Origin of the sequence: Campylobacter sp. CFSAN093249 (assembly GCF_011067895.1) — a bacterium.
GTDB lineage: Bacteria > Campylobacterota > Campylobacteria > Campylobacterales > Campylobacteraceae > Campylobacter_D > Campylobacter_D jejuni.
On the sequence record NZ_JAAMWM010000004.1, the window covers coordinates 199,251 to 218,637 of the forward strand.

Below are 19,387 nucleotides of genomic sequence, written 5' to 3' on the forward strand. Positions count from 1 at the left end.
AAAAAAAAATGCAAGAGTAAGTTTAAAGTTTGTTTTAGTTTTCAAACAAACTTTAAATATTTTTAATTAAGTAAATTAGCAGGAAGTTGTATGATATTTTTAATAAGATTAAAAGGGGTTTTTAGGGTATCTGTTAAAATTTCGGTATGAAATTTAGGGTCATCTATACTTCCATCTATTTTTAAGTTTGTGCTAATTTCTTGATTTTTACCTAAAATTACATAATTTAAAATTGGAACCTTGGATATAGCTTCTGAAGCTGATTTTAAAGTTTTAAGCTCTAAACTAAAATCCACTGTATTTAATCTTAAATTTGCTGATCCTAAACCATATATATCTACACTATCGCCATTTAAATTAATAGCCAAAACACTTAAAAGATCTTTTTTTCTATTAAAAATAATCTTTCCATCATGTAAGCTTAAACCTTTTTGATTAAAAGTTGGAGATTTAAACATCAATAAACTTGGTACAGTATCGATAAAGGAAATAAGCTGATTTATACCTCTTAAATCCTTCACATAAGTATTTTTAAAATCGATCTGTCCATCAAAATACTCCAATCCACTTCCTTTTATACTTAAGTTAAACACTCCATCTTGAACAGCTTGTTTTTGTAAAAACTCATTTAAATAATTATCATCAATATTGCTAACGTTTAAATTTAAATCATTAGAAGAATAATAAAGATCAAATTTTGCATTTCCTCTAGAACCTTTAAGATCTAAAGCATTGCCTTTTAAATCAGCTTCTACTCTATCAAAAGCCAAAGTTTTATTAGAATCTGCCAAAATTAAAGCTACATTTGCTCCACCAAAACTAATATTTTGGGTATTAGTAGCAATATCAAATGTTGAATTTGAAGAGTTGGAATGTTTTCTATAAATATAACTTAAATTTTTTAAATGAATTTCTTTATTATCAGAACTTATTTTAGCACTTGCTGTATCACTTTGAGTATGAATTTCCATAATGCCCTTATTTTTTACAATATCAAAGCTATCATTTTCATAAGGAGTTTGACCGTTGATAAGTAAATTATTTTTAAAATAAGCATCATTAACACTTGCATTAAAATCTTCAAAATTTAAAGTTTTATAATAAACATTTTTAGCATCGATAAACCCAAGCTTTTTAAGTAATGGAGAAAATGAAAATAAAATCTTAGGATTATTAAGATTAGCCTCAAGTCCATCTTTAAAATTTAAAATCAAATTCCACTGAGGAATGCTAATGTTAACATTTTGCGAATAATCTAATTTTACTTCTACATTTTGATTTTTTAAATCTAAAAGCTCTCCATTGTCAAAATAAAGCCTTGAAATCTGAGTATTGAAATTTCCTTGCTGTTTTTGTAAGTCAAATTTAGCATTAAAATCAGCTTCTAAAAAGCCATTTTTAACACTGGCATTTTCTATATTTAAATCATTTTGATTTAATTTTACAAATGCTTTTGTAATATTAAAATCAGCCAAAGAAATACTAGCATTCTCTAAAGCTAAAATACCACTATAAGAAATTTCACCCTTATCATGAAAATCAATTTTAAGCTCCAAATCACTTTTAATTTTTCCGCTTTTTTGATAAAAAGGTAGTGAAAAATGATAATCCTCTAAAGCTTTAGCAAGTTTTTCGTCAAATTTTAGATTATCAGACTTAATGCGCAAATAAATCCCAACTTTTTTTTCATCAAACAAATCATATAGATAAACCTTACTAGAACTTAAATCAGCACCATTATAGAAAGCTTTATTAAAGACAAAATCGAGCTTTTGTTTGTTTAAATTTAAATCGAGTTTTGGAATTTCAATAGCATTCATTTTATCATCCAAGCGAACTTTGACATTATTAACATAACCTGATGCACTAATATTGTCTAAATAATAATTATCTTTAGTAAAATCTATAAAGCCCTGCAAATAATCTAAATGATAAAATTCTCCCTTAGCCCTATATGCTACCCAAAGATTTAAACTCTGCGGAAGTTCTATTCTTTTATTAACTCTTTTAAAAATTTCCGTAATATTTCTAATGTTTAAATCTTCTATTTTATAAGCTAAATTTTTATCTTTGTAAGAGATGCTTGCGTTAAAGTCAAGCAATTCTCCACTTGCTCTACCTTGAAAATAATAAAACTCGCTCTTAGTATTGATACTTAAATTTCCATCAATACTTAAATCATAATCTTTTAATAAAAGTTTTTTAATATCAGCTATAAGTTCTTTATTTTGACGCTGTAATGTTAATTTTAAAAACAATAAATCATTATCTATAAAAAATTCATTATCTTTAAATAAAATACGCACATGATTATCTTTTATATTTAAATTTTGTATATCAATCTCTTTAACAAAAGTATATAGATATTTTAAATTTTTTGTTATTTTTAAAATCTCTGTTGAAGCATTATCAGAAGAGTGGGTTTGTGATGAAATTTCGGAATTTTGAGTCTCATTTATAGTGATATTTTTTGCTCGTACAATTAATTTTTTATCTAATTTAATATATAATTGTTCCAATTTTAAAAAATCAAATTGGATACTAGAGATGACAATTCCATTTTTAAGCACTATAAACAAAGCTAATATAAGCACAACAAAAAATACAACAATATATAAAATTTTCTTTTTCATACGCAACTTCTTTTTGATATTTATTTTGGGGATTTTTTATTATCTAACTCAGCCTTTAAAAAGCAATTCTGTGGTATTTATTCCCCAAGGTTCAATTTCTCAAATTATAACATATTTAAAGCAAAATAAATATCAGATGAGTAATATTGATAAATATATTTTATTTTTTTTAGGACACCCTCAATCAGGCTGGATCAACATAGGTACAAAAGATTTAAATAGAGCTGAATTTCTACATAAACTCACTATTGCTAAAGCAGCACTTCAAACCATTACTCTTATCCCAGGAGAAACAAGCGTAATCTTTCTAGAACAAGCAGCCAAACAACTTGGACTTGATAAAGATATACTTTTAAAAGAATTTCAAGCTCAAGCTCCTTATGATGAAGGAGTTTTTTTACCAGAAACTTATAAAATCCCGAAAGGCATTACAGAAAATCTACTCATTCAAATGCTTTTAAACCATGCTGAAATTTCCAATAAAAAAACTTCTGAGAAAATTTTTGGTGATTATAATCCAAAAAAATGGCACCAATATATCATCATCGCTTCTGTAATACAAAAAGAAGCTGCTAATGACAATGAAATGCCTATAGTTGCAAGCGTAATTTACAATCGACTTAAAAAAGGTATGAAGCTTCAAATGGATGGAACTTTAAATTATGGAATTTACTCCCATGTAAAAGTTACCCCACAAAGAATAAGACAAGATAATAGCTTTTATAATACCTATAAATTTACAGGATTGCCTAAAGAAGCGGTTTGTAATGTTTCTTTAGCTGCTATTCGTGCAGCTATTTTTCCTTTAAAGACAGATTATTTATATTTTGTGCGTGATAAAAATACTGGAGTTCATATTTTTAGCACAAATATAGATGATCACAATAAAGCCATAAATTTACAAAAAGGAAAATAATTTTGATATTTTTATACAAAATAGTTAAATTGGAACAGTATTTGCTTGTTAATATTAAAAATTATAAAAAGGATAAAAAATGATTAACCCATTTAAATCAAAAGAACTAGTCACTGGTGCTTTAGCGGGTAGAAATCTAAGAAATCAACTCATCAATGCCAATCTTGCAAATGTTGATACTCCTTTTTATAAAGCAAGAGATATTGAATTTGAAACAGCTTTGGTAAATCGTGCAAATGAAATTTTCAAAAAAAATGACAAAAAAGAATTAGAATTGGCAGTAACCGAAGAAGGGCATCAAAAACCTTGGAAATTTCCTGATCCTAGTAAATCTACTATTTACTTAAGAGATGGTCATTTGGCAAGAAATGATGCAAATACTGTTGATCTAGATGTAGAAACTACAGAAATGAGTAAAAATACAGTTATGATAACAGCTCTTGATGGAGTTTTAAGAAGACAAAGCAATATCTTTAGTTCTATACTTGATGCAAGCTCTAAATTAAGTTAAAGGTAAATTATGGCATACTTAAGTGATTTTGATATTAGTGGTTATGGTTTAAGTGCTCAACGTTTTAGAATGAATGTTATTAGCTCTAATATAGCTAATGCAAACACTACAAGAACAGCTGAAGGTGGGCCTTATAGAAGACGCGAAGTGATCTTTAAAGCAACAGATTTTGATAAGCTTTTAAATGAGCGAATTAACAAAGATAATAATTTTTTAAAATATGAAAATCCTTTAAATGATCCAAGTTCGCCAGAAGAAGCTAAACCTGCTATTCAAAGTGTTGTAGTGGATAAAGTGGTCAGAGATGACAAAGATTTTCGTATGAAGTATGATCCAAGTCATCCTGATGCAAATGCTGAAGGTTATGTAGCGTATCCAAATGTAAACCCTGTTATTGAAATGGCAGATTTGATTGAAGCTACAAGAGCTTATCAAGCCAATGTAAGTGCTTTTACAAGTGCAAAAACTATAGCTCAAAGTGCGATTGATTTATTAAGAGGATAATAAAAAATGAACAATATTAATGATTTAAGGTTAAATAATAATATTTCAAATACCAACAAAAGTCAAAATTCCACAGGAATTGGTGATGAATTTGCCAAGATGCTTAAAAATGAAATCGATGATTTAAATAAAGCACAAGAAAGTGGAGAAGCTGCAATGACAGACATTGCCACAGGACAAGTAAAAGATTTACATCAAGCAGCTATAGCTATCACTAAAGCTGAAAGCAGCATGAAATTTATGCTAGAAGTAAGAAATAAAGCGATCAGTGCTTATAAAGAAATCACAAGAACTCAAATTTAAACCCTAATGCAAGAATATAAAAAAAATAGGGTTTCAAAAGTTGCCTTTGCCTACTGCATGGCACTTTTGTTTATGATTATTTTTATCAGCTCTACTTTTTTTCTTACATCAAAACGTCATATACCTAACACTGAAAAAGATCAATACGCTCTTGCTCTAAGAGGATCGATTATAACCAAAGATAATTTTACTATCACAAGTTCTAAACAAATTTATCGTGCTGAAATTGATCTTAGAAGCATTAACAAAGATAAATTTGATCTATTTTTAAAGCTTTTTCAAATTTATAGTGGGATAAGTAACGATCAAGTAGCAGATATTAAAAAAAGAATGCAAAATCAAAAAAAACGCTCTTATAATTTTGTTCTTTTACAAAACTTAGACTCCAAGCAAGCAAGCTACCTTAAAGATCTTGCTAAAAAACTTTATATACAAGGTTTTTTCAAAGCTTTTACAAATAACTCAGGAAGAGTTGAAACAAGAGGATTAAATATCATCGAACATGAAGAAGATAGAATTTACATGTCAAAAGATTCTTTTACTCCTATTATCGGTTATACTAAAATGATATTAGATCCAGAAAGTGGAATTTTAAAAAATATAGGAGTTAAAGGTTTAGAAAAATACTACGATGCATGTCTAAGCCCTGTTCAAAATGAAAAAATTCAAGGACTTAAAGATATAGGTGGAAATATTATTTTAAATCTAAATTCACTACAACAAAAAAAGATCAATGGTTGTGATTTATATTTAAATCTTTCTTTAAAACTGCAAAAAAGTATAGAGAAAGCTATAGATCAAAGAAATGAGGATTTAAAAGCCAATGAAATCATCGTTGGGGTAATGGAAAGTAAAACAGGAAGAATTTTAGCTCTAGCAAGCTCAAGGCGTTATGACCCACAAAATCGCGGAAAGGATCTATCAGTTCTTAATGCAAGCGCTATAGAATACGGCTATGAAGCAGGTTCTGTTATCAAACCTTTTATCTTTACAACAGCCTTAAGACTTGGTAAAATAAAAATGGATGAAGTGATTAATACTTATGGCGGTTCTTACAAGCTAGGACGTTTCACCATCAAAGACGATCACAAAATGGACAAAATGACTATGGAGGAAGTTATAAGATATTCTTCAAATATAGGCATGATACAAATTGCTAAAAGGCTTAACAATATAGAAATCGTATCAGGACTTAAAATATTTAAATTTGGCGAAAAAAGTGGTATTGATCTACCCTATGAACAAAAAGGAGAAATTCCAAATCCTAAGCGCTTAAGAGATATAGAAAAATCTGTTTTAAGTTATGGTTATGGACTTAAAACAACCTTTATACAACTCCTTGCAGCTTATAATGTTTTCAACAATGATGGGTTTTATATCACACCACGTTTAGCTGAAAAATTCTATCAAAATGGACGCTTTACAAATCTTGATGATGATGTAAAAAAAGAAAAAATTCTTTCTAGCGAAGCCGCTAAAACGATGCAAAATGTTCTTATAAATGTTATAGAAAAAGGAACAGGAAAAAAGGCAATTACACAAGGTATTATTGCAGGAGGTAAAACAGGAACGGCAAGAATAGCCGAAAGACAAGGTTACACCTCAAATCGCTACAATGCATCCTTTTTTGGTTTTGCAAATGATTTAAATCACGCCTATACCATAGGAGTTCTCGTAAGACATCCTACTAAACCTTATAGTTATTATGCTGCACAAAGTGCTTTGCCTATGTTTAAAGATGTTGTTGATATTTTAATCAATGAAGAATTTCTAACGCCTATACAAGACAATAACTAAACTAGCACAAACAACTAGTTTGATATATCTTTAGAAAATATCACCTCAACAGCACCTATAAGTTCTTCAGCAATCTTAGCAGCAAAAGTTGTATCATTAAGTATTGAAATTCCTTCAGCTGTTGTGATTTTTCTTACTGAAATAAGATGTTCAACATTGCTCAAGGTTAAAGTATCGATTTCTTTTAAAATTTCTTTTCCTTTTTGAAGATTTTTAATAATCAAATAAAGCTTTTCACGATCTTCAACAACTCTAAGCTCTTCGATACTTCTTAAAAGCTCTCCTAAATTCGATCTAATTTTATTGTACTCTAAAGCCAAAAATTCATTAGAAGAACTAGAATATTTCTTAATATTTGCTTGGATAATTTTTAAATTTTTAGTTGTTTCGGCTAAATTTTTAGCTGCCATCTTAAAGGTAAAAATTTTATGATTCTTTGTTTCATCGTTAATATAAACTTGTGCTTTAGTTGAAAAATCGATAATAGCTTCAAAAAGAACCTTTATCCTAGTTTGATACAAATAGTCTAAATCCACATTTTTACTAAACCACTTTTTATTTTCTAAAATTTCTTTAAAACTTTTATCACTTTGTATATCTTTACGACTAAAACCTATAGCATGAGCAACAATTACATAGGTATTGTTATAAAGATGCTCGCTTTCTTTCCTTAAAGCTTCGATGGCTGTGTCACTAAACTTAACCAAACTACCATCAAGATATAAAGGCTTGTCTTTATTCTTATCTTTAGGAGCTTTTACTATCTTATTTAAAAAAAGAACAATTTGAGGAGTAAAGAATGAAAAAAGCACAACGCCAATTAAATTAAACAAAGTGTGAAATAATGCTACTTTCAAAGCTATATCTTCTATGTTTAATACAATGGATAAAAAATTAAGAAAATGTATAAAATAAGGAAAAATAAGCACTATTAAAAAAGCTATACCAAAATTAAAAATACAATTTGCAAACGCTAATTTCTTTCCTTCAATATTGGTACTTAAAGAAGCTAAAACAGCCGTTACAACTCCTCCAACACTAGTGCCTAAAGTTGCTGCTAAGGAATTTTCCAAACTGATTTGTCCTGCAAGTAAAGCAGCAACAATCATAGCCATTGTAGCTGTGCTTGATTGTATAACTCCTGTAAGCAAAGCACCTAATCCTAAAAAAACAAAAACTCCTTTAAAACCAGCAAAATCAAAACGAGAAAGATCAATTATATGTTTAAAATTTTCAAAACCACTTTTAATATAATCCACACCCAAAAAGAAAAATCCTATACCAATAAAAATATTACCCAAACCTTTTAAAACACTATCTTTTTGAAAGAAAAATAATACTCCAATAATCAAAAGTGGGATAGCTAGCATTGAAATTTTAATATTTGTCAAACCAACAATCAGCCAAGAGCTTGCCGTATTTCCTAAATTTGCTCCAAAAATAATCCCTATGCCCGCACCCAAAGAAATAAGCCCTGCACTCAAAAAAGAAATCGTAATAATAGAAACTAAAGTTGAAGATTGCATAATTAAAGTACTTAAAGTACCAAAAAGTATACTTTTTATCTTTGTATCGGTTGACTTCGCTAAAATTTTTTCAAGCAAACCACCACTAAAAGCTTTAAAACCTATACCTAAATTAGTCATTCCAATAAGAAGTATTGCCACTCCTGCTAAAAGATTGGCAAGCTCGTCATAACGAATTAAAATAAAAATCAGAACTAAAGTAAAAATACTCCATGAAATAAATTTAAAATATTTTAAAGAATTTCTTTCCTCTTGCAATGCCTAACCTTTTAGTTTTTCAAATTCATTCATCAGAAATTCTCTTAAATTTTCGGCTTCTTCTTCGCCTTTTTCTAGATACTCAAGCAATAAATTTTCTAATTCCTTTAAAAAAGAAAAAAGTTCATTTTGCCAGATACTATCGTTTTTATTGCTTAAATTCATGGTTTGTATGAAAGTCAACTCTCTGCTTAAATCCCCAAGTTTTTCTAAAAATTCATCTTTTTGATCAGAATTTTTTAATGCTAAATTAGTATTTTGGACATTTTCTTTAAATTGTCTGATTTTTTCATCGATTAAATCGCAAAATTTCGGATAAACATCCATTTTAATAGGCTCTAAAAGGGTTTGCTCGTCTATATTTAAAGTAAGCTTTTTAACAGCAAAATAAAGAGCTAAAAAAGACAAAGCTGCTATGAGTAAATAAATTCCTAGCATTAACAACCCTTAAGGGCTAGCATTCCGCCATCTAAATTGATGCTTTCAAGTCCCAATTTTTCAGCTATAAATTCAGCTGCAACCATGCTTCTATGGCCACTACGACAAATAAAAGCAAGTTTTTTACTTTCATCTCTTTTGCTTTGAAATTCATCTAAAAATTTAGCATTTAAAAGCCCTTGATTATCATATAAAGCCACACATTGCGCATTAGGTAAAATACCCTCTTCCCATTCTAAAGGAGTACGCACATCAAAAATTTGATATGCGTTTAAATCTTGCTTTGTCCAAAGACTTGCAGGGATATTTTCTATCATGAAAAAGCCTTATTGATAATTTTTGTAAGGCTTGCATTAAATTCAGCAGGATTATCCACTCCCATACCTTCGCTTAGTTTTGCCATATTTAAAACTAGGGTTGCTATATCTGCACTAAAACTTTCGTTGTTTTTAAGACCTGTAAAAATAGCATGTTTTGGATTGATTTCTAAAATAGGTTTGAAATTTTGTTCTTGACCCATTTGTTTTAAGAGTTGTTGCATAGCAAAATCAGGTTTATTTTTATCATAAACTATACAACTTGGACTATCTTTTAAACGACTGGTTAGTCTTACATCTTCAACTTGATCTTTTAGAAGTTCTTTAAATTTAGCTACAAGTGGAGCAAAAGTATTTTTTTCTTCATCGCTTAGTTCATTTTTATCTTCTACTTGATTAATAGCTACAAATTTCAAACCTTCAAATTCTAGCATAGGAGTTACCAAAGAATCAATCTCATCATCCATGAGTAAAACTTCTATATTTTTTTGTTTATACTCTTCAAGCAAAGGAGAGGTTCTTAATAAACTTTCATTATTTCCTGCTATATAAAAAATTTCCTTTTGTTCGCCTTGAAGGTCATTTTTATACTCTTCTAAAGAGCGTAAATTTTCACCTTTGGTGCTTTTATAAAGCATGAGTTTTAAAAGACTGTCTTTTTCTCCGCCAAAACCATAAAGTCCTTCTTTTAATACCTTGCCAAAGGTTTTAAAGAAAGATAAGTATTTTTCTTTATCATTGTTTTTAAGTTTTTCAAGTTCACCTAAAATCTTTTTAACGCTAGCTTCTTTAACACCTTTTAAAATTTGATTTTCTTGTAAAATTTCACGACTTACATTAAGTGGTAAATCTTCTACATCGATAATCCCCCGCACAAAACGCAAATAAGTTGGTAAAAGTTCTTTATCGTCATCGCTGATAAATACGCGTTTTACATAAAGTTTTAAGCCACTTTGATAATCCACACGGAATAAATCAAAAGGTGCATTTTGTGGTATGAAAAATAAAGAATTGTATTCTAATTTTCCTTCGCTTTTGGTGTGAAGATAAAGTAAAGGTTTGTTTGAATCATGAAAATTTTGCTCATAAAATCTTTCATAATCTTCTACTTTAAGGCTTGATTTTTGCATTCTCCATAAAGCGTTGGCTTTATTGATTTGAGAAATTTTAAGTTCAGTTTTTCCTTCTTCTTCGCCTTCTTTAGCAGGAGTAAATTCTTCTTTTTCCATGAAAATTGGAAATTGAATATGATTAGAATATTTTTCTATAATGCTTTCGATTTTATAAGTATTAGCAAACTCATCATCTTTTAAGTATAAAGTAATGCTTGTTCCTTGTTCTTCTTTGTTTGCGTCATTAATCTCATAACCATTTGCATCAGAACTCCAAAGATAAGCTTTATCATCTAAAGCTTTTTTGCTTAAAACTTCGATTTTACTAGCCACCATAAAAGCAGAATAAAAACCTACTCCAAATTGTCCTATGAGTTGAGAATCTTTTTTAGCATCACCGCTCAAATTTTCTAAAAAGCTTTTAGTGCCGCTTTTTGCTATGGTTCCAAGGTTGTTGATAAGATCATCTTTATCCATACCTATACCATTATCACTAATACTTAAAGTTTTTTTATCTTTATCAATTTTGATTTCAATTTTAGGTTCAAATTTTAAGCTTTTATATTTATCATCACTTACGCTTAAAAAATTAAGCTTATCTAAAGCATCGCTTGCATTTGAAATAAGTTCTCTTAAAAAAATTTCCTTATTAGAATATAAAGAATGTATCATAAGCTGTAAAAGCTGATTGACTTCGGTTTGAAATTGCATTTTAACTTCCTTTGTGATTTTTTAAAGTGGTATTTTAGCAAAAAATACAAATTCTAAAGTAAATTTAAAGATTTATTTGAAAATTATAAAACCAAGCCATGCGGCAAATAAGCAAAGAAAGACATTTAAGATAATATTTAACGCAAAATGAAGATAATTTCCACTTTGCAAAAGAAGTAAATTTTGATAAGAAAAAGTAGAAAAAGTTGTAAAAGCTCCTAAAAAACCTGTACTTATAAAGCTTTTAAGTAAAGGAGATAAACCTTTATTTTGTGCATAAGAAAACAAAAGTCCTATGATAAAAGAACCCAAAACATTAACAAAAAGAGTTCCAAGGCTGATAGAATAAGGAAAAAATTTATTCACTAAATTAATAGAAAACATTCTTAAGATTGCTCCTATAAATCCCCCAAAACCAACAACTAAAAGGGTATTTAGCAAAGCTTAGCTCTTTCTTGATCGAGTAATTCTTGCATTTTTTTTCTAGTGTTTTCAAGCCATTTGTCATCATTTGTATCGACTAAATCCATACAAATGATTTTAAGCACTCCGCTGCTTGCACTAAAACTTTTTGTGTCTAAAATTTTTGCAGAATCCACAATTAAAATGGGTTGAACTTTAAGATTTAATTTTTCACTTAAAATTTTTGCTCCACTTTGAAATTTAAGCATTTTTTCATTTTTAGATCTAGTTCCTTCTGGAAAAATAGCCAAAACCCTATCTTCACTAATTCTTTCTTTTGCTTCTTTTAAAACTCGTACCAAATCACGCGGATTTTTTCTATCTATACAAAGAAGTTTTGGTTTTTTCATAGCAACTTTGAAAATAGGAATTTCTCCTAATTCTTTTTTGGCAATCCAGCACAAATTTTTAGGATATAATTCTTCTAAAGCGATGATATCTAAAGCACTTTGATGATTCATTAAAATCATCTGAGCTTGCGGATTAAAAGTACCAATGATTTCTTGTTTATAAGAGATAGTATATCTTTGAAATTTAGCCCAAATTTTGCGGATTTTCCAAAGTGTGTTTTGAGATTTTGTAAAGCAAAAACAAAAAATCACCAAAGCAACACTTAAAACAAAAAAAATCCAAAAATAAAGAGCTTTAATTTTTTTGTAAATCATCTTTATTAACCCAACCTATTTTTCCATCAGAAAACAATACTTTAATATAATTTTGTCTTTTGCCCAAAACTTCTACTTTTTCATCTGCATTTGCCGTATAAAAATAAGTTGAAGGCTCTGTAGGTAAAATTTTAGCCCTAGAACCAGTCTTGATAATTGCATTTTGAGTATTGGTATCTACAAGAAAACTAAGTGCAAAACAAACAACTGCCAAAGCCAGAATAATGTAATTTTTTCTCCATACAAATAAAGCTCCAAATAAAACCGCTAAAAACCATAAGGTATATTGTTTATAAATATTTAAGTCTTTATTTACAGGATTTAAATCACTCTGAGTGCTGATCTCATCGTCACTAATTTTTAGTTTTAAATTTATATTTTCAAGCTTTTTACTGTCCTTATTAAAATACGAAAATTCAAAATTTGTTTTACTTAATGGCAAAATAGCATAATAAAAAGCACTAGAAGCATTAAAATCCCCTTTTAAATTTTCAATACCTTGCTTTTGAATTCCTTCTATAAAAAAGCTTTTAAGATTTGTATTGGTTGCGTTTAGTTCTACCATCATAATGATATTAGCATCATCAAAATAACTCGCTTTAACTTTTTTAATTTCCAAAGAACTTGCCACAAGGTGTGAAAAATCTTTATTGGATAAAGTATTTTCAAATTTGATAGGATTAAGATTGATATCAGCCTCTTGAAAAGCTTCATTATTTCTAAGAAGTTTGATAGAAATTTTACTCAAACTAGCATTTGAATTTTTGGCTTCAAACCATAAAGTTGTTTTATATTCGTTATTGATAAATTCCCATTTTGCATCTGGATTTAAAAAAGATAAGTTAGTTTTTTCTACGCTTATGTTAAAATCAAATTTTGTATTTTCCGTAGTGCGAGCATAGATCGTAATAGGAAAAACTTCTCCAACATATACCCTACTTGGATATTCATTATTTGTAAGAACCAAACTCCCTTTAGCTACAAAAGGATCATCTACATTGCTTTCAAAGTCATTGTTTTCATCACTTGGCGGAATATTTTGATAAATTTTTTGTTCTTCTTGGGGTAATTTTTGTAATTCTTTTTGCATATTTTCATCTTGGCCGCTAAATACAGAAATTTCACCCCTGCCAAACAATACAACAACACTAAAAATTAAAGTTAATAAAATTTTCAAAATAAAAAGCCTTTAAGCATTTTCAAACCTATATCATTACCTAGGACTTTTTCACAAGCACGCTCAGGATGTGGCATGAGTCCAAAGATTTTTTTGTTTTCATCACAAATTCCTGCGATATCAAATACAGAACCATTTGGATTTGGCTCGTATTTTAAAGTAATAAGATCTTTATCTTGCAATTCTTTTAAAGTAGCCTCATCAGCGTAATAATTTCCCTCTCCATGGGCAATTGGTAAATTAATAATTTCATCTTTTTTGAAATTTTTCAAAAAGGCATTACCATTAGAAACTACTCTTAAATTTTGGTTTTTTGAGATAAAACTAAGATTGTTGTTATGCTTCATTGCACCTTTTAAAAGACCGCTTTCAAGTAAAATTTGAAAACCATTACAAATACCTAAGATATATCCTCCCTTTTTTGCATGATTAAAAACACCTTGCATAGCAGGAGCAAGTTTTGCAATAGCTGCACATCTTAGATAATCTCCATAAGAAAATCCGCCTGGCAAAACAACTAAATCTGCATCAAATTCTTTTTCTTCATGCCAAATAATCTGCGTTTTTACTCCAAGTTTTTCAAAGGCATAAGCTGTATCAAATTCACAATTTGTCCCTAGAAATCTAATAATAGCAACTTTCATTTTACTCTTTCTCAATTATAAGCTCATAATCTTCAATGACGCTATTTACCAACAACTCTTCACACATTTTTTTTACTTGTTCTTTGGCTAATTTTTCATCTTTCTCATCAAGAGAAATTTTGATTTGTTTTGCTATTTTTACTTCTTTAACACTATTAAAATTTAAAGAATGCAAAGCTTTTTCCACCGCTTTGCCTTGTGGATCTAAAACCCCATTTTTTAAAGAAATATTTACAATAACTTCCATATTTTTCCTTAATTTAATATTCTTTTTAAAACTTCTTCATAAGCCATTTTTACATTACCTAGATCTTGACGAAATCTATCTTTGTCTAATTTTTCATTACTAAATTTATCCCAAAATCTACAACTATCAGGGCTTATTTCATCGGCTAAAACAAGTTCATTATCTTTAGTTAAACCCAGTTCGATTTTAAAGTCAATCAGCCTTAAATTTTTATTGTCAAAAAATGGAGTTAAAATAGAGTTAATCTTTCTAGCCATATTTTTAATTTCACTAATTTGAGCTTCATTTTGCACTAAATTTAAAATCAAACAATGCTCATCATTGATAAAAGGATCGCCTAAGGCATCATCTTTAAGACAAAATTCCACCAAAGCAAAAGGTAGCACAGTGCCATCTTTAATGCCCAGTCTTTTTGTAAGAGAACCTGTTGCAACATTGCGTACTATAACTTCAATAGGAACAATTTTACATTTTTTAACCACTTGTTCTGTATCGCTTATAGTTTCTACCAAATGGGTTTTAATCCCATTTTTTTCGAGCAAATGAAAAATTTCAGTACTGATTTTACAGTTTAATGCGCCTTTTCCACTTTCATTGCCTCTTTTTTCTGCATTAAAAGCAGTTAAATCATCTTTAAACTCGCTAATTAGTAAATTTTCATCATCAGTTTTGAAAAGTTTTTTACCTTTTCCTTCGTAAAGCATTTCTTTTTTTGTCATTTTATTGTCCTTGTTTGATATTTAAAATTTTAATAGTATCAATAGCTGATTTTAACTGTGCGTCATCATTGATTTGTTTTTGACTGATTAGATTTTTATTGTCTTTATTTTCTTGTTTATCTTCTTTTTTATTTTTATCTATTTTTTCAAGCTCACTTTCTAAATGTTGTTTTAAGTCGCTTTCTTTTATAGAAAAACCATCTTCTTGAGTATTTACTTTACCTGGAAAAACTTCAATATCAGGTTTTACACCCACTGCTTGAATAGTACGCCCGCTTGGAAGATAATATCTTGCAATAGTAAGCCTTAAAGCTTCAGTTTTATTAATAGGTATGATTTGCTGAACACTACCTTTTCCAAAAGTATTTTCACCCACAATAACACCGCGTTTAAGATCTTGTAAAGCTCCACTTACGATTTCACTTGCACTAGCACTTCCACCATTTACAAGCACAACCAAAGAAGCATTAGAAATTTTGTTTTTAGGATCGGCTTTATATTCTTGATTTTCACTTGCGATGCGTCCTTTTTGAGAAACAATAACACCTTTATCTACAAATAAATTTACAAGTCCTATGGCTTGATTTAAAAGTCCACCAGGATTATTTCTAAGATCTAAAATAACTCCTTTAACATTAGGATATTTTTTAAGTTCTTTACTTGCCACATCTACAACATTTTTATCAAAATTTGTAACCCTAAGATAAAGAATGTTTTCATTTTCTATCATTTTTGCATAAACACTTTCTATCTTAATAATTTCTCTTGTAAGTGTAACATCAAAAGGTTTTGTTGCACCTTTTCTAAAAATGGTTAAAGTGATTTGAGTTTTTGGCTTACCACGCATTTTATCTACAGCATCATTGAGATTAATTCCTAAAGTGGCCTCATCATTAATTTTTAAAATAATATCTCCTGATTTTATCCCTGCTTTATCTGCTGGTGTTCCTTCTATAGGAGAAACAACTGTTAAAGCACCATCTTTCATACCTACGGTTATACCAAGGCCGCCAAATTCACCATTAGTTTGAATTTTCATATCATTAAAATCTTTTTCATTTAAAAAAGAAGAATGCGCATCAAGATTGCTTAAAAGCCCTGATAAAGATTTATCCACCAAATCGCTGATATTTTGATCATCCACATAGTATTGCTCTACTATAGCAAGAGTTTTTGTAAGCTTATCTAAAGCTTCTAGGCGTTTTTGAACCTGCTCTTCTTTTTGATCAACTTTAGCTTGTAAATGACTTGTTAAAAATAGACATAAAATGAAAGTAGTAGCAAAGCCTGCAAGACCCGCAAAAAATCGTTTTGTTTTCAAAATAAGCTCCATCATTGAGTTTTAGTTTAATTAGTTTAAAGAGTAAATTTTAATAAAAATTGCTTAAAAATTCGTAAATAAATTTAAATTCTTAAAAATATGTTAAAATAGACTAAAAATTTCAAAAAGAAAGTTAATACAATGTGCCAAGAAAAACATACTCATACACATTCTCAAAAACATCTTAAAGCAGTTTGTAATCGTCTAAGTAGAACCATAGGACATTTAAGCGCTATTAAAAGAATGGTTGAAAATGACAAAGACTGTAGTGAAATTTTAATCCAGCTTGCTGCCGTAAAAGCCGAAGTTAACAATACTGCAAAAGTAGTTTTAAAAGAACATTTAGCTCATTGTATGGTACATGCTATAGAAGAAAATGATATTCAAAGTATAGAAGAATTAAACAAGGCTATAGATATGTTTATGAAATAATCTAAAATTAGTCATTTGTCCTATTATTTAAAAAATTTTACTCAATTAACTTGACATTATATGACTAAAGTTATATAATAGCAAGTATATAAACTAAATAAAGGATAAAACATGGCAAATATACAAGATTTTTTAACTGATAATATGCTTTCAAACCTTGAAAGTGCAGTATCTTTAGCTATACATTCTAAAAATAATGAAGTTGTACCTTTACATCTTTTATGGGCTTTAAGCGTAGATAATGCAAGTATTTTAAATCAAATTTTAAATAAATTAAATATTTCTAAAGAAGCCTTAGAGCTTGAAATTAAAAGCAGAATTTCAAAACTTGCAACGAGTTCAAATGTAAACCGTGAAAATATACGCTTTTCCAATGAACTTATAAATTCATTAGAAAATGCTAAAGGATTAATGAGTGCTAATGGAGATAGTTATTTAAGTGTGGATACTTGGCTTATAAGTGAAAGTCAAAAAAGTCCTATTAAAGAAATTTTGGCGCAATTTTTAGATTTAAGAGAATTTCAAAAAGAGCTTGAAAGTCTAAGAGCGGGACGCAAAATCGATAGCAAAACAAGCGATGAAACCTTAGACAGCTTAAATAAATTTGGTATAGATTTAACCTTAAAAGCAAGCGAGGGTAAACTTGATCCTGTTATAGGCAGAGAAGAAGAAATCGAACGTTTGATGCAAATTTTAATACGCAAAACCAAAAATAACCCTATACTTTTAGGTGAACCAGGCGTAGGAAAAACAGCTATAGTAGAAGCTTTAGCACAAAGAATTATCAAAAAAGATGTTCCAAAATCTTTGCAAAATAAAAAAGTTATCGCTCTTGATATGAGTGCTTTAATTGCAGGTGCAAAATACAGAGGAGAATTCGAAGATAGATTAAAAGCTGTGGTTAATGAAGTGATAAAAAGTGAAAATATCATTCTTTTTATCGATGAAATTCACACTATAGTAGGAGCTGGAGCGAGTGAAGGCAGTATGGATGCGGCAAATATTTTAAAACCCGCTCTTGCAAGAGGTGAACTCCATACCATAGGCGCAACTACTTTAAAAGAATATCGTAAATATTTTGAAAAAGATGCAGCCTTGCAACGCCGTTTTCAACCTGTAAATGTAGGTGAGCCAAGTGTTAATGAGGCTTTGGCTATGTTAAGGGGTATAAAAGAAAAGCTTGAAATTCATCATAATGTAACTATAAATGATAGCGCTTTAGTAGCTGCAGCTAAACTTTCAAAGCGTTATATAGCGGATCGTTTTTTACCTGATAAGGCCATTGATTTAATCGATGAAGCTGCAGCTGAACTGAAAATGCAAATTGAAAGCGAACCAAGTTCTTTAAGAAAAGTACGCAAAGATATAGAAACTTTAGAAGTTGAAAATGAAGCTTTAAAAATGGAAAATGACGAGAAAAATCAAAAAAGACTTGATGAAATCGCAAAAGAACTAGCCAATTTAAAAGAAAAACAAAATGCCTTAAATTCACAGTTTGAAAATGAAAAAAGTGTTTTTGATGGTATAAGTACTAAGAAAAAAGAAATTGATCTGCTTAAAAATGAAGCTTCTTTGGCTAAAGCTAGAGGTGAATTTCAAAAAGCAGCCGAGCTAGAGTATGGAAAAATTCCAAGTCTTGAAAAAGAAGTAGAAATCTTAGAAGATAAATGGAAAAAAATGAGTGAAAATGGAGTTTTACTTAAAAATCAAGTGGATGAGGATTTGGTTGCTGGAATTTTAAGCAAATGGACGGGTATTAGCGTGCAAAAAATGTTAACTTCTGAAAAACAAAAATTCTTAGAAGTGGAAAAACATTTAAAAGAAAGTGTCATAGGACAAGATAAGGCCTTAAGTGCTTTAGCTAGAGCCATTAAACGTAATAAAGCGGGACTTAATACGGACAATAAGCCTATAGGAAGCTTTTTATTTTTAGGACCAACAGGGGTAGGAAAAACACAATCAGCCAAAGCTTTGGCAAAATTTTTATTTGACGATGAAAAAGCAATGATTCGCTTTGATATGAGTGAATTTATGGAAAAACATAGTGTTTCAAGACTCTTAGGTGCGCCCCCAGGATACATAGGACATGAAGAAGGTGGAGAGCTTACTGAAGCTGTACGAAGAAAACCTTATAGCGTACTTTTGTTTGATGAAGTTGAAAAAGCACATAAAGATGTATTTAATGTGCTTTTAGGGATTTTAGATGATGGTAGAGCAACCGATAGCAAAGGTGTAACAGTGGATTTTAAAAATACCATTATCATTCTAACTTCTAATATCGCCTCAAGTGCCATTATGAATTTAAGTGGAAAAGAACAAGAAGATGCGGTAAAAAATGAGTTAAAAAATTTCTTTAAACCTGAGTTTTTAAACCGTTTAGATGATATTATCACCTTTAATCCACTTGGAAAAGATGAAGCTTATGAAATAGTCAAGCTTTTATTTAAAGATTTACAAATGAGCTTAGAAAACAAGGGAATAAAAGCAAGTTTAAGCGAAAATGCAGCCCTTTTAATCGCTAAAGATGGTTTTGACCCTGATTTTGGTGCTAGACCTTTAAGAAGAGCTATTTATGATCTTATAGAAGATAAATTAAGCGATATGATACTTGCCGATGAACTTCATGAAAATGATAGCATTATCATTGATGCAAAAGATGATGAAATAATCATCAAAAAAGCTTAATCATTTTGA

General features: G+C 29.3%; 18 protein-coding genes and 1 pseudogene. 7 read left to right on the plus strand and 12 right to left on the minus strand.

Translation table 11 applies throughout. The features are described from left to right. Nucleotides 1-62 precede the first annotated feature (62 nt). On the minus strand, nucleotides 63-2,633 hold the full coding sequence (locus FBF10_RS03335) for a DUF3971 domain-containing protein (RefSeq protein ID WP_002887685.1): 2,571 nt from the start codon (nucleotides 2,631-2,633) through the stop codon (nucleotides 63-65). Here FBF10_RS03335 and mltG point away from each other — a divergent pair. The 5 genes from mltG to FBF10_RS03360 all read left to right on the plus strand — a co-directional run bounded on the left by mltG (nucleotide 2,548) and on the right by FBF10_RS03360 (nucleotide 6,664). Continuing rightward, a complete protein-coding gene (gene mltG / locus FBF10_RS03340) occupies nucleotides 2,548-3,549 on the plus strand; it encodes an endolytic transglycosylase MltG (RefSeq protein WP_002859925.1) in 1,002 nt (333 codons plus the stop codon). The genes FBF10_RS03335 and mltG overlap by 86 nt on opposite strands. Nucleotides 3,550-3,628: 79 nt before the next feature. Next, the gene (gene flgB, locus FBF10_RS03345; protein WP_002859066.1) at nucleotides 3,629-4,060 is read left to right on the plus strand and encodes a flagellar basal body rod protein FlgB; all 432 of its coding nucleotides are present in this window, start codon (nucleotides 3,629-3,631) and stop codon (nucleotides 4,058-4,060) included. A 9-nt stretch (nucleotides 4,061-4,069) separates the two neighbouring features. Next, nucleotides 4,070-4,564: a flagellar basal body rod protein FlgC gene (gene flgC, locus FBF10_RS03350; protein WP_002867675.1), complete on the plus strand. Its 495-nt coding sequence runs from the start codon at nucleotides 4,070-4,072 to the stop codon at nucleotides 4,562-4,564. 6 nt (nucleotides 4,565-4,570) lie between these two features. Then, complete coding sequence (fliE, locus tag FBF10_RS03355; protein WP_002856884.1) at nucleotides 4,571-4,867, plus strand: flagellar hook-basal body complex protein FliE; 297 nt, start codon at nucleotides 4,571-4,573, stop codon at nucleotides 4,865-4,867. Between the two features lie 6 nt (nucleotides 4,868-4,873). Next, nucleotides 4,874-6,664 carry a penicillin-binding protein 2 gene (locus tag FBF10_RS03360; protein WP_002867674.1) on the plus strand — a complete coding sequence of 597 codons (1,791 nt, stop codon included), beginning with the start codon at nucleotides 4,874-4,876 and terminating at the stop codon, nucleotides 6,662-6,664. Between the two features lie 14 nt (nucleotides 6,665-6,678). On the opposite strand, the gene FBF10_RS03365 is transcribed toward FBF10_RS03360, so the two are convergent. From FBF10_RS03365 to FBF10_RS03415, 11 genes and pseudogenes are all read right to left on the minus strand, one after another. After that, entirely contained in the window at nucleotides 6,679-8,448 is a 1,770-nt protein-coding gene (locus tag FBF10_RS03365) for a Na/Pi cotransporter family protein (RefSeq protein ID WP_052789860.1), read from the minus strand. Between the two features lie 3 nt (nucleotides 8,449-8,451). Continuing rightward, the gene (locus tag FBF10_RS03370; protein ID WP_002869868.1) at nucleotides 8,452-8,886 is read right to left on the minus strand and encodes a hypothetical protein; all 435 of its coding nucleotides are present in this window, start codon (nucleotides 8,884-8,886) and stop codon (nucleotides 8,452-8,454) included. After that, nucleotides 8,886-9,203, minus strand: a complete 318-nt coding sequence (locus FBF10_RS03375; protein WP_002859060.1) for a rhodanese-like domain-containing protein — start codon at nucleotides 9,201-9,203, stop codon at nucleotides 8,886-8,888. Before FBF10_RS03375 ends, FBF10_RS03370 begins: the two co-directional genes overlap by 1 nt. Continuing rightward, nucleotides 9,200-11,026 (minus strand): molecular chaperone HtpG, encoded by a 1,827-nt coding sequence (gene htpG, locus FBF10_RS03380; RefSeq protein ID WP_002866408.1) that lies wholly within the window; start codon nucleotides 11,024-11,026, stop codon nucleotides 9,200-9,202. Before htpG ends, FBF10_RS03375 begins: the two co-directional genes overlap by 4 nt. A gap of 72 nt (nucleotides 11,027-11,098) precedes the next feature. Beyond that, nucleotides 11,099-11,467: a fluoride efflux transporter CrcB gene (gene crcB / locus FBF10_RS03385; RefSeq protein WP_002859058.1), complete on the minus strand. Its 369-nt coding sequence runs from the start codon at nucleotides 11,465-11,467 to the stop codon at nucleotides 11,099-11,101. Beyond that, nucleotides 11,461-12,153, minus strand: a complete 693-nt coding sequence (locus FBF10_RS03390; protein ID WP_002867672.1) for a lysophospholipid acyltransferase family protein — start codon at nucleotides 12,151-12,153, stop codon at nucleotides 11,461-11,463. The genes crcB and FBF10_RS03390 overlap by 7 nt, the downstream gene beginning before the upstream one ends. Beyond that, nucleotides 12,134-13,330 (minus strand): SH3 domain-containing protein, encoded by a 1,197-nt coding sequence (locus tag FBF10_RS03395; protein ID WP_002884539.1) that lies wholly within the window; start codon nucleotides 13,328-13,330, stop codon nucleotides 12,134-12,136. The genes FBF10_RS03390 and FBF10_RS03395 overlap by 20 nt, the downstream gene beginning before the upstream one ends. Beyond that, nucleotides 13,302-13,974 (minus strand): annotated as a pseudogene (purQ, locus tag FBF10_RS03400) (phosphoribosylformylglycinamidine synthase I). Before purQ ends, FBF10_RS03395 begins: the two are co-directional and overlap by 29 nt. A 1-nt stretch (nucleotide 13,975) precedes the next feature. Then, complete coding sequence (gene purS / locus FBF10_RS03405; RefSeq protein ID WP_002858611.1) at nucleotides 13,976-14,221, minus strand: phosphoribosylformylglycinamidine synthase subunit PurS; 246 nt, start codon at nucleotides 14,219-14,221, stop codon at nucleotides 13,976-13,978. An 8-nt stretch (nucleotides 14,222-14,229) separates the two neighbouring features. Continuing rightward, a complete protein-coding gene (purC, locus tag FBF10_RS03410) occupies nucleotides 14,230-14,940 on the minus strand; it encodes a phosphoribosylaminoimidazolesuccinocarboxamide synthase (RefSeq protein ID WP_002854922.1) in 711 nt (236 codons plus the stop codon). A 1-nt stretch (nucleotide 14,941) separates the two neighbouring features. After that, the gene (locus FBF10_RS03415) at nucleotides 14,942-16,276 is read right to left on the minus strand and encodes a S41 family peptidase (protein WP_002856815.1); all 1,335 of its coding nucleotides are present in this window, start codon (nucleotides 16,274-16,276) and stop codon (nucleotides 14,942-14,944) included. Between the two features lie 126 nt (nucleotides 16,277-16,402). Here FBF10_RS03415 and FBF10_RS03420 point away from each other — a divergent pair, with 126 nt between their 5' ends. After that, nucleotides 16,403-16,693, plus strand: coding sequence for a metal-sensing transcriptional repressor (locus FBF10_RS03420; protein WP_002859054.1), 291 nt, complete (start codon nucleotides 16,403-16,405; stop codon nucleotides 16,691-16,693). A gap of 111 nt (nucleotides 16,694-16,804) precedes the next feature. After that, on the plus strand, nucleotides 16,805-19,378 hold the full coding sequence (locus tag FBF10_RS03425) for an AAA family ATPase (protein ID WP_020246891.1): 2,574 nt from the start codon (nucleotides 16,805-16,807) through the stop codon (nucleotides 19,376-19,378). The last annotated feature ends 9 nt before the right edge of the window (nucleotides 19,379-19,387 follow it).